Below are 1,211 nucleotides of genomic sequence, written 5' to 3'. Positions count from 1 at the left end.
TGATCTTCCCCTAAACAACTAGACATCTTTTATTTTGAAAATGAAGTAAGATAGAAGGTGTTATGAGAAATAAATATCCACAAGAGTTTAAAGACGAAGCCGTTCGTCAGGTCATCGATAATGGCTACGCAATTAAAGATGTAGCTAATCGCCTCGGAATTACTGATAAATCACTTTATAACTGGGTGAGTAAGGCAAAGAAAACGCCTAAACAGAATAAAGAAAGTGACGAAATCAAGCGGTTAAAAGCTGAGTTAAAGCGTGTTACTCAGGAGCGCGACATTTTAAAGGAGGCCGCCGCGTTCTTTGCAAGCGAGTCAAGGAAAGATACGCGTTCATAAAGTCTCGCCTCGATAAGTGGAAAGTCACGCAAATGTGCTCTGTGCTTAACGTTCATCGAAGTGGTTTTTATGCTTGGCTAAATGAGCCTGAGTCAATTAGGGCAATTGAAAACAAGCAACTGACCAAAGAGATAAAAGAAGCGTTTGTTGAGTCTGGAGGCGTTTATGGAAGCCCTCGAATTACAGCTCAACTGAGACGTAATGGCACGCGTGTTGGTGAAAATCGCGTGGCGCGTCTAATGCAGCAAGCCAAGCTTAAAGCTAATTTGGGCTACAAGCGTCGTTATTTTAAATCGTCAATGCCATCTGTCATTTCGGATAATCATGTACAACAGCAATTTGTGGTGGCAGAGCCTGATACCACTTGGGTGACCGACATCACCTATATCAAAACTTATGAGGGATGGCTGTACTTAGCAGTCGTTGTCGATTTATTCTCACGCAAAGTCATAGGCTGGTCTATGCAGCCCACAATGAAGCGTGAAATTGTAATAAAAGCACTGCTGATGGCGGTATGGCGTAGGCAACCAAGTGCTAATGTTATCGTGCATAGTGACCAAGGTAGTCAATATACAAGTGAAGACTATCAAGCGTTCTTAACGGCAAATAACCTTACAAGCAGTATGAGCAGGCGTGGTCATTGTTTGGATAATGCTGTTGCTGAGAGTTTCTTCCACTCGCTAAAAACGGAGCGAGTGAAGCGAAAAATCTACGCGACTAGGAATGAAGCAAGAGCAGACTTGTTTGACTATATAGAAGTATTTTACAATCGAGTACGACTGCATAGCCATCTAGGCCATCAGTCCCCTGAAGAGTTTGAGAACCGATATAACTCGGTAAGCTAGGTGTCTAGAGTTTCAGGGGAAGATC

Annotated in this window: 1 protein-coding gene; it reads left to right on the top strand. The window is 42.9% G+C overall.

Features of this window, described 5'->3' with window-relative positions; all coding sequences use genetic code 11:
* Positions 1-62: 62 nt before the first annotated feature.
* Positions 63-1,186 (top strand): IS3 family transposase gene (locus tag L1068_RS21785; RefSeq protein ID WP_237131955.1). Its coding sequence is split into 2 segments (ribosomal slippage): positions 63-294 and positions 294-1,186, totalling 1,125 coding nucleotides; the frame shifts between segments, so codons are not numbered across the junction.
* Positions 1,187-1,211 lie beyond the last annotated feature (25 nt).

The organism is Pseudoalteromonas sp. MMG024, assembly GCF_021654175.1.
GTDB lineage: Bacteria > Pseudomonadota > Gammaproteobacteria > Enterobacterales > Alteromonadaceae > Pseudoalteromonas.
Note: the sequence above shows the minus strand (reverse complement) of the source record. Positions and strands in the feature narration are given on the sequence as shown.